The sequence below is a fragment of the Pseudaminobacter soli (ex Li et al. 2025) genome, assembly GCF_003012705.1.
In the GTDB taxonomy this organism is placed as follows: domain Bacteria; phylum Pseudomonadota; class Alphaproteobacteria; order Rhizobiales; family Rhizobiaceae; genus Pseudaminobacter; species Pseudaminobacter soli.
Genome location: NZ_PXYL01000001.1, coordinates 475,845 through 501,261, shown reverse-complemented (window position 1 = coordinate 501,261; position 25,417 = coordinate 475,845). Strand labels below are relative to the sequence as shown.

Annotated in this window: 20 protein-coding genes and 3 tRNA genes; 14 read left to right on the top strand and 9 right to left on the bottom strand. The window is 62.2% G+C overall.

Annotation, left to right across the window (positions count from 1 at the left end):
* Window positions 1-74 precede the first annotated feature (74 nt).
* Together C7I85_RS30865 and C7I85_RS31520 are read right to left on the bottom strand one after the other, a co-directional pair.
* A complete protein-coding gene (locus C7I85_RS30865; RefSeq protein ID WP_181257054.1) occupies window positions 75-224 on the bottom strand; it encodes a hypothetical protein in 150 nt (49 codons plus the stop codon).
* Between the two features lie 297 nt (window positions 225-521).
* Window positions 522-1,463 carry a BA14K family protein gene (locus C7I85_RS31520; RefSeq protein ID WP_245444759.1) on the bottom strand — a complete coding sequence of 314 codons (942 nt, stop codon included), beginning with the start codon at window positions 1,461-1,463 and terminating at the stop codon, window positions 522-524.
* Between the two features lie 538 nt (window positions 1,464-2,001).
* Between C7I85_RS31520 and egtB the strand changes: the two genes are divergently transcribed.
* A complete protein-coding gene (gene egtB, locus C7I85_RS32225; protein WP_106722334.1) occupies window positions 2,002-4,287 on the top strand; it encodes an ergothioneine biosynthesis protein EgtB in 2,286 nt (761 codons plus the stop codon).
* Between the two features lie 412 nt (window positions 4,288-4,699).
* On the opposite strand, the gene C7I85_RS02360 is transcribed toward egtB, so the two are convergent.
* Window positions 4,700-4,775, bottom strand: a tRNA-Val gene (locus C7I85_RS02360).
* A gap of 213 nt (window positions 4,776-4,988) precedes the next feature.
* Here C7I85_RS02360 and C7I85_RS02355 point away from each other — a divergent pair.
* From C7I85_RS02355 to C7I85_RS02330, 6 genes are all read left to right on the top strand, one after another.
* Window positions 4,989-5,065, top strand: a tRNA-Asp gene (locus tag C7I85_RS02355).
* A gap of 285 nt (window positions 5,066-5,350) precedes the next feature.
* Window positions 5,351-5,427, top strand: a tRNA-Asp gene (locus tag C7I85_RS02350).
* Window positions 5,428-5,800: 373 nt separating this feature from the next.
* Window positions 5,801-7,228: a cytochrome ubiquinol oxidase subunit I gene (locus C7I85_RS02345; protein WP_106722333.1), complete on the top strand. Its 1,428-nt coding sequence runs from the start codon at window positions 5,801-5,803 to the stop codon at window positions 7,226-7,228.
* A gap of 4 nt (window positions 7,229-7,232) precedes the next feature.
* Window positions 7,233-8,240 (top strand): cytochrome d ubiquinol oxidase subunit II, encoded by a 1,008-nt coding sequence (cydB, locus tag C7I85_RS02340; RefSeq protein WP_106722332.1) that lies wholly within the window; start codon window positions 7,233-7,235, stop codon window positions 8,238-8,240.
* Window positions 8,240-8,380: a DUF2474 domain-containing protein gene (locus C7I85_RS02335; RefSeq protein WP_106722331.1), complete on the top strand. Its 141-nt coding sequence runs from the start codon at window positions 8,240-8,242 to the stop codon at window positions 8,378-8,380. Before cydB ends, C7I85_RS02335 begins: the two co-directional genes overlap by 1 nt.
* Window positions 8,381-8,591: 211 nt before the next feature.
* A complete protein-coding gene (locus C7I85_RS02330) occupies window positions 8,592-8,858 on the top strand; it encodes a glycine zipper domain-containing protein (RefSeq protein WP_106722330.1) in 267 nt (88 codons plus the stop codon).
* Window positions 8,859-8,966: 108 nt separating this feature from the next.
* Here the strand turns inward: C7I85_RS02330 and hupB are convergent, their stop codons facing one another.
* From hupB to cckA, 5 genes are all read right to left on the bottom strand, one after another.
* Entirely contained in the window at window positions 8,967-9,239 is a 273-nt protein-coding gene (gene hupB / locus C7I85_RS02325) for a DNA-binding protein HupB (protein WP_106722329.1), read from the bottom strand.
* Window positions 9,240-9,428: 189 nt separating this feature from the next.
* The gene (gene lon, locus C7I85_RS02320) at window positions 9,429-11,843 is read right to left on the bottom strand and encodes an endopeptidase La (RefSeq protein ID WP_106722328.1); all 2,415 of its coding nucleotides are present in this window, start codon (window positions 11,841-11,843) and stop codon (window positions 9,429-9,431) included.
* 290 nt (window positions 11,844-12,133) lie between these two features.
* The gene (gene clpX / locus C7I85_RS02315; protein WP_106722327.1) at window positions 12,134-13,405 is read right to left on the bottom strand and encodes an ATP-dependent Clp protease ATP-binding subunit ClpX; all 1,272 of its coding nucleotides are present in this window, start codon (window positions 13,403-13,405) and stop codon (window positions 12,134-12,136) included.
* 290 nt (window positions 13,406-13,695) lie between these two features.
* Window positions 13,696-14,337 (bottom strand): ATP-dependent Clp endopeptidase proteolytic subunit ClpP, encoded by a 642-nt coding sequence (gene clpP, locus C7I85_RS02310; RefSeq protein WP_106722326.1) that lies wholly within the window; start codon window positions 14,335-14,337, stop codon window positions 13,696-13,698.
* A gap of 147 nt (window positions 14,338-14,484) precedes the next feature.
* Window positions 14,485-17,085, bottom strand: a complete 2,601-nt coding sequence (gene cckA, locus C7I85_RS02305) for a cell cycle histidine kinase CckA (protein ID WP_106722325.1) — start codon at window positions 17,083-17,085, stop codon at window positions 14,485-14,487.
* A 229-nt stretch (window positions 17,086-17,314) separates the two neighbouring features.
* On the opposite strand from cckA, the gene C7I85_RS02300 reads away from it, so the two are divergent.
* Window positions 17,315-18,094: a flagellar biosynthetic protein FliO gene (locus C7I85_RS02300; RefSeq protein ID WP_106722324.1), complete on the top strand. Its 780-nt coding sequence runs from the start codon at window positions 17,315-17,317 to the stop codon at window positions 18,092-18,094.
* 157 nt (window positions 18,095-18,251) lie between these two features.
* On the opposite strand, the gene dksA is transcribed toward C7I85_RS02300, so the two are convergent.
* Complete coding sequence (dksA, locus tag C7I85_RS02295; RefSeq protein WP_106722323.1) at window positions 18,252-18,668, bottom strand: RNA polymerase-binding protein DksA; 417 nt, start codon at window positions 18,666-18,668, stop codon at window positions 18,252-18,254.
* A 265-nt stretch (window positions 18,669-18,933) separates the two neighbouring features.
* Here dksA and C7I85_RS02290 point away from each other — a divergent pair, with 265 nt between their 5' ends.
* From C7I85_RS02290 to C7I85_RS02265, 6 genes are all read left to right on the top strand, one after another.
* A complete protein-coding gene (locus tag C7I85_RS02290; RefSeq protein ID WP_106722322.1) occupies window positions 18,934-19,437 on the top strand; it encodes a SixA phosphatase family protein in 504 nt (167 codons plus the stop codon).
* An 81-nt stretch (window positions 19,438-19,518) separates the two neighbouring features.
* Window positions 19,519-20,994 (top strand): YcjX family protein, encoded by a 1,476-nt coding sequence (locus C7I85_RS02285; RefSeq protein WP_106722321.1) that lies wholly within the window; start codon window positions 19,519-19,521, stop codon window positions 20,992-20,994.
* A complete protein-coding gene (locus tag C7I85_RS02280) occupies window positions 20,991-22,076 on the top strand; it encodes a YcjF family protein (RefSeq protein ID WP_106722320.1) in 1,086 nt (361 codons plus the stop codon). Before C7I85_RS02285 ends, C7I85_RS02280 begins: the two co-directional genes overlap by 4 nt.
* A gap of 125 nt (window positions 22,077-22,201) precedes the next feature.
* Window positions 22,202-22,759, top strand: a complete 558-nt coding sequence (locus C7I85_RS02275; protein WP_106722319.1) for a hypothetical protein — start codon at window positions 22,202-22,204, stop codon at window positions 22,757-22,759.
* 248 nt (window positions 22,760-23,007) lie between these two features.
* A complete protein-coding gene (locus tag C7I85_RS02270; protein ID WP_106722318.1) occupies window positions 23,008-24,870 on the top strand; it encodes a monovalent cation:proton antiporter-2 (CPA2) family protein in 1,863 nt (620 codons plus the stop codon).
* A complete protein-coding gene (locus C7I85_RS02265; RefSeq protein ID WP_106722317.1) occupies window positions 24,867-25,415 on the top strand; it encodes a DUF924 family protein in 549 nt (182 codons plus the stop codon). Before C7I85_RS02270 ends, C7I85_RS02265 begins: the two co-directional genes overlap by 4 nt.
* Window positions 25,416-25,417 lie beyond the last annotated feature (2 nt).

The following is a 25,417-nucleotide window of genomic DNA, read 5'->3' as shown; positions in this document are numbered from 1 at the left end:
GGTCTCGCCCGACGGTCGACACCCGCAATTTTGGGGACTGTTGATAAGCGCTTAGCCGATGGGTGGATATGCTTTCAGTCGCTGGGGCAAGTTTTCGCCTCAGTTGCCGAACCTGTGAGCTTCACCCAGGTTTGAGATCGACCGCCCTCCGCTTGCCCAACGATCCTGCCCAGCAGCGCAAAGGCAGCAAGCGTCGACGTGGCAAGGCCGGCCATGTCGACCATTCACACTCCTGCCGAGCCCCCCGGAACCTTAACCCCCAAATAGCCGCGTACGCTTCCCGGGTCGATGAGGCAGGGCGGCAGCTTACGATCTAAGGGAGGCCGGCAACGGATCTGAGAGGCGTCCGGCCACTGCACCGTGATTTGCGCCGTGTTGCATCTGAAGTCACCAAAGCTGGCAAGCCGGACAAGCGGTCGAGCACATCCGAAACGTAATGGAAGTAAAAAAGTAGAGGGCCTAAAGGAAGCGGCGCCGCAAGCGGCGCCGCCTTTATTCCGTTGAACCGTCAAGCCCGTACATCAGAAGGGCGAAACGCATTGAACACGCGGTCCAAACCTGGGCTGGAATGTGTTGGAGGCAGCGCTATACGACCGATAGCGACCGAAGCACCAGGCGACATGCGCAGTCGTCAGCACCGGGGTCGCCGCAACCGGCGCCGCCGCATAGGTAGTGGTCGCGCCGAAGAGCGGCGCGCCAAAGCCAAAGAAGCCACTGCCCCAGTTGTTGTTCCAGTTGTTGTTCCAGTAATTGTTGCCCCAGCCGGTACCGATGCCGTACCAGCCGCCAGTGTAGTTGGGGCCACCCATGCCGTAGAAGCCGCCGCCGCCGCCAAAGCTGTGGATGGCACCGCTGCCACCGAAGCCGTGGAAGCCGCCGCGCCAGTAGTTGCCGCGCCAGCCGACGGGACGGATACCGCGCCAGCCGCCACGCCAATAGTTGCCGCGCCAGCCGACGCGACCGATGCCGTGCCAGCCGCCACGCCAGTAGTTGCCACGCCAGCCGACACCACCGATACCGTACCGGCCGCCACGCCAGTAGTTGCCGCGCCAGCCGACGCCACCGATACCGTACCGGCCGCCACGCCAAGTATTGCCGCGCCAGCCGGCTCCGCCGATACCGTACCGGCCGCCGCCACGCAGGTAGGTGGCACGATCGCCGCCGCCGCTATCGCCGCCGCGGATAAGCTGCACGCTACCGCCAATATCTCCGGGCTTGCGCAACAGAACGGCCGACTGCAGGCCACCCTGGTCGCAACTTCCAGCGGTGCAGGTGAGATTCCAAATGGTGCCATCGGTCGTCGGTTGCGCTGGAGGCGTACGGAACGCCTCGTCGGTCGCAGCTACTTTCGGAGCCATGTTTGGAATGGAGGCTGGAACGGCCATCGCTGACGCTGAGAATCCCAACAGCGCCCCAATGGTCAGCATCCCCGAACATGCAAGTGTTGAGAGATAGCGTTTCATTGTCCTTCTCCAACGGAAACTGTCCGATCGGACAAGGCCTGCGATGATCGTGGGGAAGATGGGCCTCTGCGCGATGACCGTGAGGGCTGGTCCTAAATCGGACGTCCCAAGCGAACGCATCGCGAATAGAAAGGTTCCCCGGAACCGGATGTTCCCGAGGCGCTTCATGACGGTACCGCCCACCCCGGAGAGCTAGGCGAGCCGTGCATTGGCAAAAATGGGTCATTCGCAAATGTAGTTTAGCTCTGACAGAACTGTCGGTCATGTCAGGGGAATCGGCATGCGCATTGTGAGCGACGACCCCGCGCGCGGGCGAGGATCGCCATGGCGGCGCCAACCTTTAGGGCAAATCACCTGACCTCTCACGCTCTCGTGAGGGGAACGGCCATAGTGCTGACAGATTGGCCGGCTGCCCTAATATAATCCCGCTGGCGTGGCCGCGTACACCGGCCCGGCGGCCTATCTCCTGACAAGATGTTGTCGGGAGCCATGGTAATCCCGCTGACCACCGAAGCGTTCGTCCGGCTCGGAGGTGTTGATGTCTGCCCCCACGTCTCGCGCACTGAAGAGATCCGATCCACCGGGCACATCGGCGCCCATCCTGCAGCTGTCAGCGTCCGCGTCGCGCGCCGCCTGGCTGGCAGCCTATGAGGCCGTTCGGGGCGAGACCGAGCGGCGCGCCGCGCCGCTTTCCGCCGAGGACCAAGTCGTTCAGTCCATGCCCGATGCAAGTCCGATCAAGTGGCATCGCGCCCATGTCACCTGGTTCTTCGAGCAGTTTCTGCTCGTGCCATACTCGGCAAACTACCGCGTTTTCGATGAGCGCTTCCCCTTCCTGTTCAATTCCTATTACGTCAGCGCCGGGCCGCGTCACGAGCGGCCGAGACGAGGACTAATCACCCGGCCGGATGTCGAGAGGGTCACCGCTTACCGACAGCATGTCGACGCGGCTGTCCGCGCCCTCATCACCGCGGCCGACGATGAGTTGTTTGCAACGGTACATCCGATTCTGGAGATCGGGCTTCATCATGAGCAGCAGCATCAGGAACTGATGCTGACCGACATCCTGCATGCCTTCGCGCAAAATCCCGTGCTGCCCACATATGATTCCGGCTGGCGCTGGCCTGTGACTGCGGGCAAGGTCAGCGCGTTCGCCGAACTCGCGGAAGGAGTTCACACAATCGGATACGGCGGCGACGGCTTTTCCTATGACAATGAAGGTCCTGCGCATCGGGTGCTGGTCGGTCCGGTGCGGATCGCCCGTCAGCTTGTCACGAATGGTGAGTGGATGCACTTCATGGCCGATGGCGGCTACGAGACGCCGACGCTCTGGCTCTCCGACGGCTGGGCGACGGTCCAGACGGAGGGGTGGAAGGCGCCTGGCTATTGGCGCGAGGTAGACGGCGCCCGTTTCAGATTGACGTTCGCCGGTCTCGAGCCCGTCGATCCCGACCTGCCGGTCTGCCACATCAGCTATTATGAAGCTGACGCATTTGCCCGCTGGGCCGGCAAGCATCTCCCGAGCGAAGCGGAATGGGAGGTGGCGGCGCGGAGCGGTATGCTCGACGATGCCTTCGGCCAGGTGTGGCAGTGGACGCGCAGCGCCTATCTGCCCTACCCCGGCTACGGTGCGGCGCCCGGTGCACTCGGCGAATATAACGGCAAGTTCATGGTCAACCAGATGGTGCTGCGCGGCAGTTCGCTTGCCACGCCGGAAGGGCACGCCCGAAATAGCTATCGCAACTTCTTCGTCCCCCAGGCGCGCTGGCAATTCACCGGGCTGCGCCTCGTCGATCATCCCGACAAGGCGGCACTGATGGCTGCCCCTGTACAAAAAGCCCGCCCTGCCGAAATGGAGGGCGGGGCGAGCTTCGATTTCGCGGCCGATGTCATGGCGGGCCTCCAGGCAAGGCCGAAGCGCATCCCCTCGAAATACTTTTATGACATGGCCGGCTCGCGTCTTTTCGAGGAGATCACGCAGCTCCCGGAGTATTACCCGACCCGAGTGGAGCGCGGCATCCTCGCCGAGAACGCCGAGGCAATCGCCAAGCTGTTGCCGGCAGGCAGGGCGCTCGTTGAATTCGGTAACGGTTCGAGTGCCAAGACGCGCATTGTCCTGCGTGCGGCAAGAGAGCTCTCTACCTATGTGCCCGTCGATATCGCCGCCGAGTTTCTGCAGGAACAGGCCGAAGCCTTGCGACTCGAATTTCCGTCCCTGAATGTGCTGCCGGTCGCCGCCGACTTCACGAGAGCCTTCGACCTGCCGGCGAGCGTTCGCACGATGCCGCGGGTCGGCTTCTTTCCCGGTTCCACGATCGGCAATTTCGAGCCGCTGGACGCCGCTGGTTTTCTTCATCATGCCGGCCAGAGCCTCGGCACGGACGCGGTGATGGTCGTCGGGGTTGACCTCGTAAAGAACGAGGCCGTCCTCCACGCCGCCTATAACGACGCTGCCGGTGTGACCGCCCGTTTCAACCTCAACCTGCTTGCCCGTATCAACCGGGAGCTCGACGGCAATTTCGATCTCGATTCATTCGAGCATCGGGCGTCTTTCGACCGCAGGCACTCGCGCATCGAGATGCATCTCGTAAGCCGCGCAGCTCAGCGCGTGTCGATCGACGGCTACTCGTTTGATTTCGCGGAAGGCGAGACGATCCACACGGAGAACAGCTATAAATATACCGTGGACGCCTTTCGGGCGCTCGCGCGTGAGGCCGGTTGGCGGCCCATCAGTGTCTGGACAGATAGCGACGGCTGGTTCTCGATCCATGTTCTCGCGAACGAGGCCGATGCCGCCAACCAACCAGGGTCTTGGCGCCCGTAACGGCTAACATCCCTATCGTGCCGTTCGGATGACCGCTTTCAGAATGGACGGCAAGGGCATTTATAGCCGCGTCCACGGCACCAACCAGCCGGACAGCACTGGCAAGGCCGCGTCGGCCGGCTGCATCCAGCATGCTTAACAATGACGTCATCGACCTAACAAACGGTTCGCAAGGGGGCGAGGGTCGTCGTAGCGGCTTCTTGCAAAGATCACGTGCAAAACCGATTCAGAAATCGGGTAATTCGCGACAAGGCCGAGGAACGGCTCAAGACCGATCTGCTCCGGCTATGGCTTTTCATTTTCAGGATTCGCGGCCACCACGAAAACCGCCTCAGGCTCAGCGGGCTTTTACGGCGGCAAAAATAAAGGCCGCCGAAGCGACCTTGTATGTGTATGAAATTCTTAGAAAAAATGGTGGGCGATGAGAGACTCGAACTCCCGACATCTTCGGTGTAAACGAAGCGCTCTACCAACTGAGCTAATCGCCCCCACGCGAGGCGCTGTTTAAGCGGTTCGCTTCCGAACCGCAAGGAAAATTCGTCGCCATGACGAGATGTCCGCCGTTTCCGGCGCTCTCATAGCCGTCTCACAAAAAAACATCCGGCGCATGTTCTTTTGGTGCGATCGGGTGTTGACACTCCCACCCGAACACCGTAATTCCACGCCCATCGACGCGGGACGAACTGCCCCACGTCAGAAGCGCGGGTGTAGCTCAGTCGGTTAGAGTGCCGGCCTGTCACGCCGGAGGTCGCGGGTTCGAGCCCCGTCACTCGCGCCATTCTTTTCAAAGGCTTAGCGCCGGCTCTCCAAAAATCAGATCCTTCCGCCGAGCTGGTTCTGCCGCTCTACGCCTCTGATATTGGTCGCACCCGCGGCACGCAAAAACCTCCCTCCGAAGCGCAAGTCCACCCAAGCCCGAAGCCCTCCGGGATAAGCCGGCGCCGCACCGCCGCACGGCTGAATCTTTCGCGTTGGAATAAGCGGCTGAGGCGTGTTGACAGTCTCACGCGAACACCGTAATCCCACGCCATCGACGCGGGACGAACTGCCCCACGTCAGAAGCGCGGGTGTAGCTCAGTCGGTTAGAGTGCCGGCCTGTCACGCCGGAGGTCGCGGGTTCGAGCCCCGTCACTCGCGCCATTCTTTCCAAAGGCTTAGTGCCGGATCCCCATAAAATCAGTTCCTTCCGTCGAGCGACTTCGGCCGCCCTCGCCTTTGATGTTTACCGCTCCTGCGGTACGCAAGAACCTCCCTCCGAAGCGCAGGCCTCCCAGGCCCGCGGCCTGACGAGCCTCATCTGTGTCGGACTGCCGCACGGACGAACCTTTGCCCTGGAATCAGCGGCTGAGGCCGATCCGTTGGTCAAAATGTCCAGCACCACCCGCGTCGACTTTCTCCGTGCAGAGGATCAAGATGCACATATTTGATGCTGATCGGGATCGCCGAAGGCTGATTTGCGTTCGTTACCCGGCAGCAAGCCGCAATTAGCGGCTGTGCATTTAGGAGAGATTCGATGTTCGGCCTGACAGCGCTTGAACTGGCCCGCATTCAGTTTGGCTTCACCGTCTCCTTCCACATCATCTTCCCGGCGATCACCATCGGCATGGCGAGCTATCTCGTGGTGCTGGAAGGGCTCTGGCTGTGGAAGCGCGATACCGTCTATCGCGACCTCTACCTTTTCTGGTCGAAGATCTTTGCCGTCAATTTCGCCATGGGGGTCGTCTCGGGCCTGGTCATGGCTTACCAGTTCGGCACCAACTGGAGTTATTTTTCCTCCTTCGCCGGCAGCGTCACGGGTCCCCTGCTCGCTTATGAGGTGCTGACCGCCTTCTTCCTCGAGGCCGGTTTCCTGGGTGTGATGCTTTTCGGCTGGAACAAGGTCGGGCCGGGCCTGCACTTCTTCTCCACTATAATGGTGGCGGCGGGCACGCTGATCTCGGCCACCTGGATCCTCGCCTCCAACAGCTGGATGCAGACCCCGCAGGGATTCGAAATCGTCAATGGCGTGGTGGTGCCGGTGAACTGGCTGGAGGTCGTGCTGAACCCCTCCTTCCCCTATCGCCTCGCCCATATGACCGTTGCCGCCTATCTGGCGACGGCGCTTTTCGTCGGCGCGTCGGCCGCCTGGCACCTTCTGCGCGGCAATGACAATGACCGCGTGCGCACCATGCTTTCCATGGCCATGTGGATGCTGCTGTTCTCGGCGCCGGTGCAGATATTCATCGGCGACCTGCATGGCCTCAACACGCTGAAATACCAGCCAGCCAAGATCGCCGCCGTGGAAGGTCATTGGGAGAACAAGCCGGGCGAGCCCGTGCCGCTCACCCTGTTCGGCTGGCCCGACATGAAAAAGGAAGAAACGCTCTATGCGCTGCAGGTGCCGCGCTTGGGCAGCATCATCCTGACCCACACATGGAGCGGCCAGTTCCCCGGCCTCAAGGAATTCGCCCCGGAAGACCGGCCGAATTCGACCGTGGTGTTCTGGAGCTTCCGCGTCATGGTGGGGCTCGGCGTGTTGATGCTGGTGCTCGGCCTCTGGGCGCTCTGGCTGCGCTGGAAAGGCCACCTGTACCAGTCCAGGCAATTCCTGCGCTTTGCCACGCTGATGGGCCCCACAGGCCTGATCGCCCTTCTCGCGGGCTGGTTCACCACCGAGATCGGCCGCCAGCCCTGGGTCGTCTATGGCGTGATGCGTACCAAGGATGGCGTCTCGAACCATTCGGCACTGGCCATGAGCTCCACGCTCATCGCGTTCGTCGTGGTCTATTTCATCGTCTTTGGCATCGGCACCCGCTACATGCTGAAGCTGGTCGCCAAGGGCCCCGAGGACCACGAGCCGACGGAGGACGAATACGTCGCCGGCCGGCCGTCCCGCCCGCTTTCGGCCGCACCGGACCAGATGGAACTGTTCGTGCCGACCAACCGCCACACGAAAGGCTGACACCATGGGCATCGACCTTCCCGTAGTCTGGGCCGTCATCATCGCCTTCGGCCTCATGATGTATGTCGTCATGGATGGTTTTGATCTTGGCATCGGCATCCTGTTCCCCTTCGTGCGCAACCGCGAGGACCGCGACGTGATGGTCAACACCGTGGCGCCCGTCTGGGACGGCAACGAGACCTGGCTCGTGCTGGGCGGCGCAGCACTCATGGCCGCCTTCCCGCTTGCCTATTCGATCATCCTCAGCGCGCTCTATTTGCCGCTGGTGCTGATGCTGCTGGGGCTCATCTGGCGTGGCGTCGCCTTCGAATTCCGCTTCAAGGCCGACCCGCACCACCGGGCATTCTGGGACCAGGCCTTTGCCTGGGGCTCCTATATCGCCACCTTCTTCCAGGGCGTGTCGCTGGGCGCCTTCCTCAACGGCTTTGCAGTCGAGAACAACGCCTATGCCGGCGGCACGCTCGACTGGATCACACCGTTCAGCCTGTTCACCGGCGTCGGGCTGCTCGTCGCCTATTCGCTGCTCGGCAGCACCTGGCTGATCATCAAGACCGAAGGCGCGCTGCAGGCACGCATGGTGACGCTTGCCAGGCCGATCACGCTGCTTTTGCTGGTGGTCATCGGCATCGTCAGCCTATGGACGCCATTCGCCCATCCGGCGATCGCCGAGCGGTGGTTCAGCTTCCCCAACATCGTCCTGTTCTCGCCGGTGCCGGTGCTGGTTCTGATCAGCACGTGGCTGATCCTGCGCAGCCTGCAGGGCGAGCCGCATGCGGGGCCGTTTTTGCTGGCCCTGTTCCTGCTGTTCCTGGGCTATAGCGGGCTCGGCATCAGCCTGTGGCCGAACATCATCCCGCCGGACATCTCGATCCGCGCGGCGGCAGCTCCGCCGCAGAGCATGGGCTTCACGCTGGTGGGCGCGCTGTTCATCATTCCCATCATCCTCGCCTACACCGCGTGGTCCTATTACGTCTTCCGCGGCAAGGTGAAGGTCGGAGAAGGCTACCACTGATGGCCGCGCCATCCTCCCTGCCCAGCTGGCCGAAGCGGATCGGCTGGCTGATCCTGATCTGGGCTGCGAGCGTGCTTAGCCTGGGGCTGGTGGCGCTCGCCTTCCGCTTCGTGATGAACCTCGCGGGGCTCACGGTCTGACGCGAAAAGAGCCGTCTCCGGGGTTCTCAACTTTCGCCTCGGTGGCGTCGCCATACGTGATGGCGAAGCCACCACTTGTACGAAAGCCTTGTTCTTTCGGCCAATTTCCGCCGCTGAGACGTCTCACATCCCGGCCGGCGCCGGGCAAAAGTGGAACAAATCGCCTCCCAAACTGTTGATCGCCAATTGATCGCACAGAGGGAGCATAGTTATGCGCAATACTTTGATTGCAGTTGCAGCAGTGGCAGCACTGGCCGGCTGCACCCCGACGGAACGCGGAGCTTTCGTCGGCGGCGCAACGGGTGCTGCCATTGGAGGAGCCGTTTCCAACGACGTCGGCGGCGCCTTGGTAGGCGGTGCCATCGGTGCGACGGCCGGCGCCCTTATCGGCCGCGCAAGCGAGCGGGGCCGCTGCTTCTACCGCGACCGCTACGGCAACCGCTATGTCGCACATTGCCCACGCGGCTATGGCTGGTAGTCGCAGAATTCCGATACGCCGGTCCACTCGCACCGCATATGCAAGAGTTCCAAAAAGAAAAGCCGGGCGCGTGGCCCGGCCTTTCGGTCAACGTCGGTCGTCGTCAACTTAGTTGACGGCGTCCTTGAGGCCCTTGCCGGCGGTGAACTTCGGCACCGTGCGGGCAGGAATCTGCACTTCCGCGCCGGTCTGCGGGTTACGACCGGTCGAAGCAGCCCGTTTAGACACGGAGAAATTTCCGAAGCCGACGAGACGAACGTCGCCGCCACTCTTCAATTCGCCGGTGATGACGGAGAACACCGCTTCAACGGCGGACTGTGCGTCGGCCTTGGAGAGCTTCGCAGCTTCCGCGACAGCAGACACCAATTCGTTCTTGTTCATAAAAACTTCCTTCCATGAGAAAACCGGGACAATAGACTCAACCGGCAGGGCTCGGACTTTAGAAAGAACCTGCGGCTCAACCAAGTCAGAAAACACCGAAATCCCTTGGTTTTCCGCGGTTTTTCAACGAAAAAGCCGGGCGCGAGGCCCGGCTTTCTACATTCTTGCCACAATTGGAGCTTGCGGCGCTCAATGAGCGAGTGACTTGCCCGCCTCGTCCACCGCTTCCGCCTTGGAAGCCGGGGTTTCCACGGGCTCGACCCATTCGATCGGCTCGGGCATCCGCACCAGCGCGTGGCGCAGCACTTCACCGACCCGGCTGACCGGAATGATCTCCATGCCGCTCTTCACATTGTCCGGAATCTCCGCCAGATCCTTGGCGTTTTCTTCCGGGATCAGCACCTTCTTGATCCCGCCGCGAAGAGCCGCAAGCAGCTTCTCCTTGAGGCCGCCGATCGGCAACACCCTGCCGCGCAGCGTGATCTCGCCGGTCATCGCCACATCGGCCCGTACCGGAATGCCGGTCAGAACCGAGACGATTGCCGTTGCCATCGCCGTGCCGGCCGACGGACCATCCTTCGGCGTCGCGCCTTCCGGCACGTGCACGTGGATGTCGCGCTTGTCGAACAGCGGAGGCTCGATGCCGAAATCGATGGCCCGGCTGCGGACATAGGAGGCAGCAGCGGAGATCGACTCCTTCATCACGTCACGCAGGTTGCCGGTGACGGTCATCCTGCCCTTGCCGGGCATCATGACGCCTTCGATCGTCAGCAACTCGCCGCCGACCTCGGTCCAAGCGAGACCGGTGACGACACCGACCTGATCGTCCGCCTCAACCTGGCCGAAGCGGAAGCGCGGCACGCCGAGATAGTCCGAGAGGTTTTCGGACGTGACCTTGATCGACTTCTTCTTAGTCCGGATGATCTCGGTCACGGCCTTGCGCCCGAGCTTCATCAACTCGCGCTCCAGGCTACGGACGCCGGCTTCCCGCGTGTAGGTCTGGATGACCGCGCGGATAGCGTCCTCGCTGACCGAGAACTCTTTCGGCTGCAGCGCGTGATCGCGAACCACCTTGGACAGCAGATGCCGCTTGGCGATCTCGACCTTCTCGTCTTCCGTGTAACCGGCGATACGGATGATCTCCATGCGGTCCATAAGGGGCGCAGGGATGTTCAGCGTATTTGCGGTCGTCACGAACATGACGCTCGACAGATCGTATTCGACCTCCAGGTAGTGATCCATGAAGGACGAGTTCTGTTCCGGATCCAGCACCTCGAGCAGCGCCGACGACGGATCACCACGGAAGTCCTGGCCCATCTTGTCGATCTCGTCGAGCAGGAAGAGCGGATTGGACTTCTTGGCCTTCTTCATCGACTGGATGACCTTGCCGGGCATCGAGCCGATATAGGTCCTGCGGTGACCGCGGATCTCGGCCTCGTCACGGACGCCGCCGAGCGCCATGCGCACGAACTCACGGCCGGTCGCCTTGGCGATCGACTTGCCGAGCGAGGTCTTGCCGACGCCGGGAGGGCCGACGAGGCACAGGATCGGACCCTTCAGCTTCTTCTGCCGGCTCTGGACGGCCAGATACTCGACGATGCGGTCCTTGACCTTGTCGAGACCGTAGTGGTCGTGGTCCAGCACCTCCTGGGCGAGCTTCAGGTCATGCTTGACCTTGGAGTTCTTGCCCCACGGGATCGACAGCAGCCAGTCGAGATAGTTGCGGACAACCGTGGACTCGGCCGACATCGGCGACATCGAACGCAGCTTCTTCAGTTCGGCATCCGCCTTTTCGCGGGCCTCCTTGGAAAGCTTCGTCTTCTTGATGCGCGCCTCGAGTTCGGCGGCCTCGTCGCGGCCATCCTCGCCCTCGCCGAGCTCCTTCTGGATCGCCTTCATCTGCTCGTTGAGGTAGTACTCGCGCTGCGTCTTCTCCATCTGCCGCTTGACGCGGCTGCGGATGCGCTTCTCCACCTGCAGAACGGAAATCTCGGCTTCCATGAAGCCCATGGCCTTCTCGAGCCGCTCGCGCACCGAAAGGGTGCCGAGCATTTCCTGCTTCTCGGGGATCTTGATCGCGAGATGCGAGGCAACCGTATCGGCGAGCTTGGAATAGTCGTCGATCTGGCTGGCCGCACCGACCACCTCAGGCGAAATCTTCTTGTTCAGCTTCACGTAGTTTTCGAAGTCGGCCACGACCGAGCGGGCAAGCGCCTCGATCTCGATCTCCTCTTCCACCGGCTCGGTGAGCACGACGGCGTTGGCCTCATGGAACTCTGCGCGATCGGTGAAACTGGTGATCTGGGCGCGCGTTGCACCCTCGACCAATACCTTCACCGTGCCATCCGGCAGCTTCAGAAGCTGCAGGACGTTCGCGAGCGTGCCGATCTCATAGATGGCATCCGGCTCCGGATCGTCGTCGGCAGCATTTTTCTGGGTCGCGAGCAGGATCTGCTTCTCCGCGCCCATTACCTCTTCCAGCGCCTTAATGGACTTCTCGCGCCCCACGAAGAGCGGCACGATCATGTGCGGAAACACAACGATGTCGCGCAGTGGTAGAACTGCGAAGACACCATCGCCGGAAGACCTTGTTGTTTTGGCCATTTTCCAACCTTTCATTTCGCAGCCGCACATTGGCCAGCCACGAATCTCATATTAACGGCCGTGCACCGTTCCGCCTACCACCGTTTCACACCGGGGCTTCAGCACGGAATGCAGACACGGCCTTCAATGCTGTTAGTTGGATGCACGGCTAACAAAGATCAAGGGCAAGCACGAAACCGTGCACGATCTTTGAATGGTCTCGGACGATCTTTCCTTGTCGATACAAGGCCTTACTACAGGAAAACGGCGCCTTTTCGGCGCCGTTCGACTGTTCAGGATCAAATCAGCGGTCAGGCGCTGACGTTGCCCTTCTTTTCCTTCTGCTCCGAATAGATGTAGAGCGGCCGGGCACTGCCGGTCACCACTTCCTCGGAGATCACGACTTCCTGCACGCCTTCGAGCGCAGGCAGCTCGAACATGGTGTCGAGCAGGATCGCTTCCATGATCGAACGCAGGCCGCGAGCGCCGGTCTTGCGCTCGATGGCGCGCTTGGCGATGGCCGAGAGCGCGTTCTCATGGAACGTCAGTCCGACATTCTCCATCTCGAACAGGCGCTGATACTGCTTGACCAGAGCGTTCTTCGGCTCGGTCAGGATCTGGATCAGCGCAGGCTCGTCGAGATCCTCAAGCGTCGCCAGAACCGGCAGACGGCCGACGAATTCGGGGATCAGGCCGAACTTCAGCAAATCTTCCGGCTCGACCTGACGGAAGAGCTCGCCCGTGCGACGATCCTCCGGCGATGCCACCAACGCACCAAAACCGATCGAGGTCTTGCGGCCGCGGTCCGAAATGATCTTGTCGAGGCCCGCGAAGGCGCCGCCGCAGATGAACAGGATGTTGGCCGTATCCACCTGCAGGAACTCCTGCTGCGGATGCTTGCGGCCGCCCTGCGGCGGCACGGAAGCGACCGTGCCTTCCATGATCTTCAACAGTGCCTGCTGCACGCCCTCACCCGACACGTCGCGGGTGATCGACGGATTGTCGGACTTGCGCGAAATCTTGTCGATTTCGTCGATGTAGACGATGCCGCGCTGCGCACGCTCGACATTGTAGTCGGCGGCCTGAAGCAGCTTCAGGATGATGTTCTCGACATCCTCGCCGACATAACCCGCTTCGGTGAGCGTCGTGGCGTCGGCCATGGTGAACGGCACGTCGATGATGCGGGCGAGCGTCTGCGCCAGCAGCGTCTTGCCGCAGCCGGTGGGGCCGATCAGCAGGATGTTCGACTTCGCCAGTTCGACGTCGTTGTTCTTCGACGCATGCGCCAGGCGCTTGTAGTGGTTATGAACGGCCACCGACAGAACGCGCTTCGCGTAAGGCTGGCCGATCACATAATCGTCCAGAACCTTGAGGATCTCCTGCGGCGTCGGCACGCCTTCGCGCGACTTCACCATCGAGGTTTTGTTCTCCTCGCGGATGATGTCCATGCACAGCTCGACGCACTCGTCGCAGATGAAAACCGTCGGACCGGCGATCAGCTTGCGTACTTCGTGCTGGCTCTTGCCGCAGAACGAACAGTAGAGCGTGTTCTTGGAATCGCCGCCGTTGCTGACCTTGCTCATGTTATCCAAGTCCTTTCAGTGCTGCTCGGCCGGTATTCTGGCTGAACCCAAAAGCTATTCTTGGCGGAAACCGCCTGCCAACGTCCTGGCACCTGCATTAATTTCCGCACATCTTGCGACGGAAGGGAATGCAAATCACTCGTGACGCCCCGCTGAAAGCTAAGCCGTCGAAGCTCAACATAGATTTAACGTAGGTCGCGGTCCCCGTCGAGGAAACAGTAAATTGTGACCGAAATGCCGCAAGCTGAGTCAAAAATGCGTCATACCCACAGCACCGGCCACAAAAACCGTCACTTCGTCAGAACGGGCTCCGGCGCCTCGATCACGTCGCGGGAGGTGATGACCTTGTCGATCAGGCCGAATGCCTGGGCTTCGTCGGCCGACATGAAATGATCGCGGTCGAGCGTGCGCTCGATCGTTTCATAGTCCTTGCCGGTGTGCTTGACGTAGACCTCGTTCAGCCGGCGCTTCAGCTTGATGATGTCCTGGGCGTGGCGCTCGATGTCCGATGCCTGGCCCTGGAAGCCGCCCGAAGGCTGGTGCACCATGATGCGCGCATTCGGCGTGGCAAAGCGCATGTCCTTATGACCGGCGCAAAGCAGCAGCGAGCCCATGGAGGCAGCCTGGCCGATGCAGAGCGTCGAAACCGCCGGCTTGATGAACTGCATCGTGTCGTAGATCGCCATGCCGGAGGTGACGACGCCGCCCGGCGAGTTGATGTAGAGCGAAATCTCCTTCTTCGGATTTTCCGCCTCGAGGAACAGCAGCTGCGCGCAGACCAGCGTGGCCATGCCGTCTTCCACCGGGCCGGTGATGAAGATGATGCGCTCTTTGAGAAGCCGCGAGAAAATGTCATAGGCGCGCTCGCCGCGATTGGTCTGTTCAACGACCATCGGCACGAGGTTCATTGCGGTTTCCACGGGGTTCTTCATAAACAGTCCCTTTGTCAGGATTGGATTCCGGCGCCCAACGGCAGAATCAGCGATTATAAGTTTCTTCCGATAGATAGGATGCCGCCTCACCATTGCGCAAGGCCGGGCAAACTGGCGGCCGATCCGCGACGAAGTAGCGTGCGGCCGTTATTTTTCCAGCACTTCCTTCACGACGGTGGCAAGCTGCTTGAGCGAGAACGGTTTCGGCAGGAAGCCGAACTGTGCGTCGGCCGGCAGATTCTTGGCGAATGCGTCCTCCGCATAGCCGGACACGAAGATGAACTTGATATCGGGCTGCAGCTTGCGCAGCTCGCCAAGCAAGGTCGGGCCATCCATCTCCGGCATGACCACATCGGACACGACGATGTCGACCTTGCCGTCCAGCTCGCGATAGACCTCCAGCGCCTCCACGCCGGACGACGCCTCGTGCACGGTATAGCCGCGAGACGTCAGCGCACGAACGCCGCCCATACGCACGGCATCCTCGTCCTCAACGAGCAGAACCGTCGCCGAGCCGGAGAGATCGCGCGAGACTTCGGGGGCTTTCGCAACCGGCGCGCCGCCCGCTTCGGCGGCCGCAGCAGGCTGCCCCGCCACCAGCTCCAGGACCGGCTTCGCTTCGGCGATGTGGCGCGGCAGGAAGATGCGGAAGACCGTGCCCCTGCCAACCTCGGAATCGCAGTAGATGAAACCGCCCGTCTGCTTGACGATACCATAGACCATAGACAAGCCAAGACCGGTGCCCTTGCCCACTTCCTTTGTGGTGAAGAACGGCTCGAACACCTTCTTCATGATGTCCGCCGGAATGCCGGTGCCAGTGTCTTCCACCTCGACCAGGACATAGTCCGCCGGCACGAGTTCGCGATACGCAAAGGCCGCGCTCTCGTCCGCGCCCACATTCTTCGTTCGGACGGTCAGCTCGCCACCGTCCGGCATGGCATCGCGGGCATTAACCGTAAGGTTGACGATGACCTGCTCGAACTGACCCACATCGGCCTTCACCGGCCAGAGATCGCGCCCATGGTCGACCTTCAGCTTGACCAGATTGCCGACGAGGCGGGCAAGCAGCATGCGCAGATCCGCCAGCACGTCCGTCAGGTTCAGCACTTCCGGCCGCAGCGTCTGCTTGCGCGAGAAGGCCAGCAGCTGACGCACCAGCGAGGCGGCGCGGTTGGCGTTCTGCTTGATGTTCATGATGTCGGGGAAGGAAGGATCCGACGGCCGGTGGTTGGTCAGCAGCAGATCCGACGACATGATGATGGCGGTCAGCACATTGTTGAAATCGTGCGCGATGCCGCCCGCAAGCTGCCCAACCGCCTGCATTTTCTGGCTCTGGGCCATCTGGCTTTCGAGCGCCTTCTGCTCGGTGGTCTCGACGGCGTAGACGATCGCCGCCTCTTCCGCACCCTCGCCACCGGCGCCGTCGGCGATGGCATTGACGTAGAAGCGCAGGTGTCGCTCCTCATTGTTCGGCAGCACGGTCTCGATTGGCTCGATATCGGCCTGACGCTGGCGGGCCTTCTCCAGGGCCGCAGCCAATGCCGAGCGATCGCGCTCATGGACGACCGATTCGAGCCGCACGCGGCGGTCGACGGCGTCGCGATCCACCACCGAAGAGAACAAGGACAGGAACGGCGCATTGGTGCGCAGGATGCGGCCATCCTGATCCACACCCGCAATCGCCATGGGCGTCGAGTTGAAGAAGCGGGTGAACCGAACCTCCGCAGCCCTCAGGTCGGCGGAAGCGTCCTCGCCTTGCGTGCGATTGAGCACGATGGTGCGACTGGGGCCGCTGATGCCCTCGCGGCTGGCCGCCACGCGGTGCATGAAGCGCACCGGCAGCGCCTCGCCCGTGACCGTTGCCAGGTCGAGGTCGATAATGGCGTTGCGCGTCGTGCCGGGATCGGCCTTGACCGAACGGATAAGCGCCATGCCGTCGCCTGCGATGATCTCCCGGAGGGTGATGGCACCGGGCGTGAAGCTGGCAAGATCGATTCCCAGCCATTCGGCCAGCGTCGCATTGATATAAGTGACGCGCCCTTCCTGATCGGCGGAGAAGAAGCCGGCCGGCGCATGATCGAGATGATCAATGGCCTTCTGCAGGTCGAGGAAGAAGCGCTCCTGCTCGGCCCGCTCCTTGGAAATGTCGGCCAGTTGCCAGGAGAGCAGCGGCTGCCGCTGCCCCGGAACATTGAAGGCGCGGCCGCGCACGCGATACCAGCGGGCACCCGGCTCAGCGCCCGGGCGCACCGACTGCGACAGGCGAAACTCGCCGTCGCCGGCCTGCCCGTCACGCAGGCCCGAGGCGACCCGATAGATCGTGGGCGCAGCTTCCGGAACATCCGACAGCAGCCCCTCGACAGTCTTGACGTCAGCAACCGTGTTCGCGCCGGTCATGTCGGCATAGGCCCGGTTGGCATAGACGACGCGGCCCTTGGTGTCGGTAACGACCAGCCCCTGCGACATCGAATCGACAAAGGCCTTGGAAAGCTCATCGGCGGTGGAGCGCGGCGCGATCTGCACGAAGCCGATCGCAGTGGCAAAGAGATAGCCAACGCCGATCATCGCCAGCACGCCGAGCATGCCCAGCAAGAACGGATCGCCCAGGCGCTCGCGGAAAATGCCGAACACGATCGCAGCAACCGTCAGCACCACAATGAAAATGACAAGACGCGTGATCGCGCCCGGGCGCGTGCGCTGGTCGACGATCGGTACGGGATAAAAATCGCCGCGCGTTTCCTTGGCCATGCGTCTTTTGCCTAAATTCCCCGGTTCCACGGTGCCCTGACACCGAAACGGTTGAATCACATTCTGTCAGATGCGCATAGGCCTAGCCTGAAAAAGTTCCGAGAAAAACCGGGCTCGGCATAGCTGGGCAAATTTCCGTCGTTTATGAAGCGTGAGTGCAACTTGCGAATATCGCGGTCAAAGGTTTAGTGTCGCGCGCAGTACAGAAAAAGAGCCGGGGAACTTGAAGATGGAATGGTTGGATAGCGTTGCAGGACCGGGATACACCGCAGCACTCCTTTGGACGTTCGCGGCGCTCATCCTGCTCGTCATCGTCCTTGTCATCATCAAGCTGTTCCGCAGCCTGACATTCGGGACCTTCGTCTCCGGGGGCCGCAATCGCAAGACGCGCCTTGCCGTCATGGATGCCGCGGCGGTCGACAGCCATAGGCGGCTCGTTCTCGTACGACGCGACGATGTCGAGCATCTGCTGCTTATCGGCGGGCCGACCGATGTCGTGGTCGAGCAGGACATCAGGCTGAACCAGCAGCGGCGTCCCTCGCTGGCCGGCGAACTCAATCACGAGCCCCCTGCACGGCCTCGCGCCCTCGAGCCACAGCCCGCGCCGCGCCCGGCGCCGCAGCCGCGCGCGCCTGAGCCGGCGCCACGGCCCATGCCCGTCCAGCAGCCGATCCCTGCCGCAGTTCCCCAGCAACCCGCACCCATGGCGGCACCAAGGCCTGCCCCCGCTCCGGTTTCCGCTCCGCGGCCCGAGCCGAGGATGCCCGTGGGGCCCGCCGCGACCGCGCCGGTGCGCCAGGAGCCCGTCATCTCGACTCCGCCGGTGCAGCAGGCGCCCGCTCCCATCGTTCCTTCTCCGCAACGCGATGAGGTAGACGACTCGCTCCTGCGCGAACTCGAGATTTCGCTGGAAGAAACGCCGGCTCAGCCCGAACCCAGCGCGCCCGAGGTTTCGCTGGACGACGAGATGACCAAGCTTCTGGGTGAGCTTTCCAACCAGAAGCGGTAATCGGAACCTCGCGCCTTTCGTAGAAAGGCCCGAACGCGCGGAATTTCGTGCAGCAATATGCACGCATCGCTGAGAGCCTGCGTGCGGCGGCGAGACAAATGCAGGCAATAAAAAAGGCGGCCTCGGCCGCCTTTTTCGCCATTCAGCGCGACGAAGCTCAGTCGTCGCGATAGACCTTTTCCCGGCGCTCGTGCCGTTCCTGCGCCTCGATGGACAGGGTGGCGATCGGCCTTGCGTCCAGGCGCTTCAGCGAGATCGGCTCACCCGTTTCCTCACAGAAACCGTAGGTGCCTTCATCAATGCGCTGAAGGGCCGAATCGATCTTGGAGATCAGCTTCCTCTGTCTGTCACGTGCGCGAAGCTCGATGGCTCGGTCGGTTTCGGAAGATGCCCGGTCTGCAAGATCGGGATGGTTGGCGTTTTCCTGCTGGAGAATTTCGAGGGTCTCACGCGCCTCGCGAAGAATGTCATTCTTCCATGCAAGGAGCTTCTGGCGGAAGTATGCTTTCTGCCGTTCATTCATGAACGGCTCATCCTCCGAGGGAACGTAAGCGGCATCAACGAGATCGTTCATTCGACTCACCCCATTACCCGTCATTCCAATTTTTGCGCCTATATATTCACCGTCCGCGGAGCACACAAGCGCAATCGACATCGCTCAAGCAATTGTCAGCGACCAGCGGCAGAGCAGTTCACTAAGTCCTGCAAGTCTCCGAACTTTGTAGCTTGGCGCACACCCAGATGCCCGCAAGCTCAGTTGCGCGAAGTCTTTGCGGCCACTAAACCGTCTTTCAGGATCGGTAGTGCAGTTTGCCGTTCCAAGGGAGAGGGTTGGCGCGGTGAGCAGACTTTTTCTTCTCAGGCACGCAAAGGCCGCGTGGGCCCTGCCGGGGATGCGCGACTTCGACCGGCCGCTCGATGCAGCAGGGATTACCGACGCCGAGGCGACCGGCATTGCGATGCAGGCGCACGGATACATTCCAGAGCTGACCCTTTGTTCCAACGCCGTCCGGGCCCGCCAGACGCTGGAAGGCATCGCCGCCAACACCGACACCGGGCGTGTGCTTTATTTCGACGACCTCTACCGCGAGGATGCCTCCGGCTATCTCTCGATCATCCGCAAATCCGGCAATGTCAGCGCACTGCTCGTCATCGGCCACAACCCGATGATGGAAGACCTTGCCCTTGCCCTGGCGCCCCAGGGCGACGAAGACGCGCGGGCAACCCTGCATGCCGGCTTTCCCACCTCCGGCCTTGCCGTTCTCCGCTTCCCGGGCAATCTGTCGGAGGCCGTGCCCGGCACCGGCTATCTTGAAGACATCCTGATGCCGCCGGGCTTGTAGGCCGCCCGCCTCCGCCTAACCATTTCAAATCGCAAAGCCATTGCCTATATCGGGAGGCATCCATGGAGTGGGGTGCAGCCTTTGGCGTCTCTAACCAATCTGACCGACGAGGCGCGCATTGCGCTGGACACGCTTTCGAGCCGGGCGAGCGATCTTTTTTCGCCAACGGTCCGTGTCGGCGTCACGGGGCTTTCGAGGGCAGGCAAGACAGTCTTCATCTCGGCCTTCGTGCACAATCTCATCCATGGCGGGCGGCTGCCGCTTTTCGAGGCGCAGAAATCCGGACGCATCTCGCGCGCCCTCCTCGAAGAGCAGCCCGACGATGCCGTGCCGCGCTTTCAATATGAGGACCATATCGAAGCGCTGGTGAATGCCCGCACGTGGCCCGACTCCACCCGCGCCATTTCCGAGTTGAGGCTGACGATCGAGTATGAATCCGCCTCTGGCTGGAACCGCATGTTCTCGAGCGGCCGGCTGTCGGTCGACATCGTCGACTATCCGGGCGAATGGCTGCTTGACCTGCCGCTTCTGGGCAAGTCGTATCAAGAATTCTCGCATGACGCCTTCGAGATGGCGGCTTTGCCGGTGCGGGTCGACCTCTCCGAGGAATGGCGCAGGCTCGCGCTCACCGCAGACCCCGATGCCGACGCCGACGAAATGACCGCGCGCCGGCTTTTCGAGAGCTTCGCCGCTTACCTGCAGGCCTGCAAGTTCGACGAACGGGCCTTGTCGACCCTGCCGCCGGGGCGTTTTCTTATGCCGGGCGACCTCGACGGATCGCCTGCCCTGACTTTCGCCCCACTGCCAGGACTGGAAGACAGCCGCCCTCGCCCAGGCTCGCTGCATGCGATGATGGAACGGCGCTATGAGGCCTACAAGACGCATGTGGTCAAACCGTTCTTCCGCGAGCACATTGCCAAGCTCGACCGGCAGATCGTGCTGATCGACGCCATGCAGGCGCTGAACTCTGGCCCCGGCGCCATGGCGGACCTGGAACGCGCCGTCACCGAGATCCTGGCCTGTTTCCGACCAGGTCGCGGAAGCCTCCTCACCGGTCTTTTTGCGCGCCGCATCGACCGTATCTTGGTGGCAGCCACCAAGGCCGACCACCTGCATCACGAAAGCCATGATCGCCTGCAGGCCATCGTGCGCCGCCTGACCGAAAGGGCAGCGGCACGCGCCAATTTGTCGGGCGCCGAGGTCGATGTTCTGGCCATGGCGGCCGTGCGCGCCACGCGCGAAGGCACCGTCAAGCAGGGGCGCGAGACGCTGCCGGTGATCATCGGGACGCCTCTCAAGGGCGAGACGATCGGCGGCGTGACTTTTGACGGTGAAACCGAAACCGCCATATTTCCCGGTGACTTACCGGCAAAAGCGGATTCAGTTTTCAAGGTCGGTAATGCAAACCATCAACAAGACCGGAACGATCCGGCGATCCGCATCGTGCGCTTCCGCCCGCCGAAGCTCGAGCGCACCGCAGAGGGCGTCACCCTTTCCCTGCCCCATATTAGGCTGGACCGCGCTCTGCAATTCCTGATCGGAGACCGGCTGGCATGACAGAGCCTCGCAAACCCGCAGCCTTTCGGCTGGAACCGGAGCCTGAACGCAACGAACCGGCCGCCAAGCGAAAGCACCCGGAGACGCCGAGAAAGCCCCGCGCGCTGAAGGCAGAGGCGGCAATCGTCACGCCTTCGGAAATCGACGTTTTCGGCGAGCCGGATATCGTTGTCGCCGAACCGCCCCCGGCCACGGCGCCGCGCCGGCGTTCGAAGATCGGCGCGGTGTTTCTCAGCGCACTTGGCGTCCTGGTTTCGCTCGCTGTCGGCCTGTGGATCGACCGGCTGATCCGCGACCTGTTCGAGCGCGCCCCATGGCTCGGCTGGCTTGCCGCCGGCGTGGCGGCGATTGCGGCTGTTGCGCTGGTGCTCATCCTGCTGCGCGAAATGCTGGCATTGATCCGCCTCGCCTCGGTCGAGAAGCTGCGCAACCGGGCGCTCGGCGCAATCGCCAGCAACGACCCGAAAGCTGCGCGCGGCGTCGTCGACGAGCTAACGGCCCTGGTTTCCGGAAAACCCGATACGGCCGCCGGGCGGCGCATGCTGGCAGACCTGCGCGACGACATCATCGACGGCAGGGACCTCGTGAAGCTCGCGGAGACTGAAATCCTAGGGCCGCTCGATGCGCGGGCCAAAGTGCTGGTGCTCGACGCAGCGAAGCGCGTTTCGCTGGTGACCGCGGTCAGCCCCCGCGCACTGGTCGACATCGCCTATGTGGTGTTCGAGGCCGGCCGGCTGATCCGCAGGCTGTCGGAGCTTTACGGCGGCCGGCCCGGCACGCTCGGCTTCTTCCGGCTGACGCGAAGCGTTTTGGCGCATCTGGCCGTCACCGGCTCCATCGCCGTCGGCGACAGCTTCGTGCAGCAGATTGTGGGTCACGGACTGGCAGCGCGCCTCTCGGCCAAACTCGGCGAAGGTGTCGTCAACGGCATGATGACGGCCAGGATAGGCATTGCCGCCATGGACACCGTGCGGCCGCTGCCCTTTACCGCACTGGGCCGGCCCGGCATGGGCGATTTCCTTGCCGCGCTGAGCTCCTTCGCTGCGCGCAAGCAGAACGGCAAGGACGCCGCTCAGGATTGATGCTAGGCTGCCCCTTTCGCGACCCGCAATTGCCGTCCGGCGTAGCGAAGCATTAACCAATCTTGTTCATGGTCCGAAGACATCGTAAACATGCCTCCCTTTTGTTTGTCGCCGGGTGTTCCCTTATGAAACGCGCATTCCTGCTTGCCATGCTGCCTGTCATGGCGCTTGCATCGACCACAGCCAGCAAGGCGGACGCGATCCGTGGCGGCACCGAGCGCGACAAAAAATTCTTCGAGAGCGTCGAGGGCGAATGGGTCGGCCCTGGTGAGATCGTGGCCGGCAAGTACAAGGGCACGAAGTTCAACTGCTCCTTCACCGGCAGCACTCCCTCTGGCAAGGTCGGCATGACACTGGATGGCGGCTGCCGGGTCGGCGTCTTTACGCAGAAGATGTCTGCGACGGTCGAGCACAGCGGCAACAAGGGCTACCGCGGCATGTTCCTCGACGGCGCAGCCGGCAAGGGCCTGGATATCATCGCGGGCAATGTCGTGGACGCCCACAAGGTCGTTTTCTCGCTCAACCGCAACCAGCTGAAGGGCGTCATGCAGGCCCGCATCCCCGACGACAGCACGATGACGGTCACGGTTTCCGTCCGCGTCGACGATCAGCTGGTTCCCGTCATCGGCATGAACCTGAAGCGGGTCGACGGCACTGCGGTGGGCGCCATCGCCCGCAAATAATCCCTTCGTTGGGGCTGTACGACAGAAGCCGGGCAACGCCCGGCTTTCTTGTTTGTGACGCATCCCTAAGCCGCTTTGGCTGAGGCTCGCCCCTCAAGCCGATGTAAACATGCGATTTTCCACGCTTGCCGCTGCACAAGCAATTGGCATTCCGGCCTTTTCGCGCGCGGTGCAAGCGCCTATCTTGCATTTCATCGCTCGCATTCGCCATCCCGCCCGCAAAGGCGCACAAGATCAGGACAACAAGCATGGCCGTAGAGGCTTCCAGCAGCGATCTCACTCAGGTGGTGGCGCTGCTTGCCGCTGGCGTTATCGCCGTTCCCATATTCAGGCGGCTCGGCCTGGGATCGATCCTCGGCTACCTCGCCGCGGGCGTCATCATCGGCCCTTTCGGGGTTGGGATTTTTTATGATCCTGCCGCCATCCTCCATGTCGCCGAACTTGGCGTGGTGATGTTCCTGTTCATCATCGGCCTCGAAATGCAGCCCACGCGGCTATGGAGCATGCGTAAGCAGATTTTCGGCCTTGGCGTCGCGCAGGTCGGTGTTTGCGCCGCGCTGCTGACCGGCGTCGGCCTCTTGACCGGCTTTCCCGCCACGCAATCCTTCATCGCCGGCGCCGGCTTCGTGCTGACCTCCACGGCAGTCGTCATGCAGATTCTGGAGGAGCGCGGGGAACTCACCACACCCGGCGGCCAGCGCATCATCTCGATCCTGCTGTTGGAAGATTTGGCCATCGTGCCACTGCTGGCGCTGGTCGCCTTTCTTGCCCCCGCAGTGCATGAAGACATCGGTTGGGCGAACAGGCTGCTGTCGGTCGGCATCGGCATCGGCGCGATCCTCGGCCTGGTGGTTGCCGGTCGCTACCTGCTCAACCCGTTTTTCCGCATCCTCGCTGATTCACATGCACGAGAGGTGATGACGGCCGCAGCGCTTCTGGTGGTGCTCGGTTCGGCGCTCACCATGGAGCTCAGCGGGTTGTCCATGGCGATGGGCGCGTTCCTGGCCGGCGTGCTTCTGTCCGAATCGACTTTCCGTCACCAGCTCGAGGCCGACATCGAGCCCTTCCGCGGCGTACTGCTTGGTCTTTTCTTCCTTGCTGTCGGCATGTCGCTCGATCTACCGATCGTCGCCGCCAACTGGCGGATGGTCGCCTTCTACGTGGTCGCCTACATGCTGGTGAAGGGCATCGGCATCTATCTGGTTGCCCGCATGATGCGGGCGCCGCACCAATATGCGCTGGAGCGGGCCGTCATAATGGCCCAGGGTGGCGAATTTGCCTTCGTGCTCTATTCCTCGGCATTGGCCGTCGGCATCATCGACGGCGAGGCAAATGCAATCCTGACAGCCATCATCATCCTGTCGATGATCCTGACGCCGCTTGCCATGGCATGCCTGCGCTTCTTCATGCCCGCTCCCGAGCAAAGCCTGGACGGGGTCGACATCGCCGAGGACCTGAGCGGCTCCGTGCTGGTCATCGGCTTCGGACGCTTCGGCCAGATTGCCAGCCAGCCACTCCTGCTGCGCGGCATAGACGTCACCATCATCGACAACGATGTCGAGATGATTCAGGCAGCCGCGAATTTCGGCTTCAAGATTTATTACGGCGACGGCACCCGCCTCGACATATTGCATACCGCCGGCGCGGGTCGCGCCCGTGCCGTACTGATCTGCGTCGACAAGGGCGAAACGGCGGTCAGGATCGCCGAGCACATGCGCAACGAGTTCCCGCTGGTGCCCGTGCTGGCACGCGCCTACGACCGCGGCATTGCCATGGACCTGATCCAGGTCGGCGTCGAATATCAGATACGCGAGACGTTCGAATCGGCACTCGTCTTCGGCCAGAGCACGCTGGAGACACTGGGCGTGGATCGGGACGAGGCGGCGGACATCATCGAGGATGTGCGCGAGCGCGATGCCGCGCGGCTCGATGCCCAGCTTGCCGGAGGCCTGCAGGCCGGCCGCGGCTACATGAAGGGCAATATTCCGAAAGGCAATGCGCCAGTGCCGGCACCGCTGACGACGCCAAGGCACCCTGGCCGTGCCATGGATCAGGAAACGGCAACGGCTTTGAGCAAGGCCGTCGGAGCAGAGGAAGGAAGGGACAAATGAACAAGTGTGAGGGGGATGCTGCCGAAGTGGTGGAATTCTGGCGCAAGGCAGGTCCTGACAGATGGTTCACCACGGATGCAGCCTTTGACGAGCATTTTCACGACAACTTCCGCGAACTGCACCTTTCGGCCGCACGCCGCGAGCTCGACCATTGGTCCGAACATGCCGACGGATCGCTCGCGCTGATAATCCTGCTCGACCAGTTTCCCCGCAATTGCTTCCGTGGCAGCGCGCATATGTATGCCACCGATCCACTCGCGCGGCATTTCGCCTCCAAGGCGATCGAAGCCGGGCACGACGAACAGGTCGACCCCGACCTGCGCGTCTTCATGTATCTGCCGTTCGAGCACTCGGAAAACCTTGCGGATCAATACCGCTCGGTCGAGCTCAACCTGTTGCTCGATGAATCGTACATGAAATATGCGCTCGAGCATCGCGACATCATCCAGCGTTTCGGCCGCTTCCCGCATCGAAACCCGATGCTGGGGCGAGAAACCACTCCTGAGGAGCAGGCTTTCCTCGATTCAGGTGGCTTTGCCGGGTGAAC